The following is a 231-nucleotide window of genomic DNA, read 5'->3' on the forward strand; positions in this document are numbered from 1 at the left end:
CAGTAAAATGAGTAACATCCATCAATTTACTTCAAAAGAATTAATCTTAGAAAAAGCATCGCAGTGGATAAGTGCGATTGATCGTGGCTTAAATATACAAGAGCAAGACCAATTCAAACTTTGGATGCTACAAAGCACGGCTCATCAAAATGAGGTATACGAATTAGCACAATTATGGGATGACCTAAGTGAGCTTAACGAGCCCAGCGTATTGTTTCCTAATAAACACTC

The 231-nt window shown here is 37.2% G+C and carries 1 protein-coding gene; it reads left to right on the top strand.

The annotated features are described in order from the left end of the window. The coding region (locus R0K30_RS23820; RefSeq protein ID WP_410613538.1) for a hypothetical protein at positions 1–231 on the top strand (231 nt) is incomplete at both ends.

The sequence above is a fragment of the Bacillus sp. SIMBA_154 genome (assembly GCF_046536015.1).
In the GTDB taxonomy this organism is placed as follows: domain Bacteria; phylum Bacillota; class Bacilli; order Bacillales; family Bacillaceae; genus Bacillus; species Bacillus pumilus_P.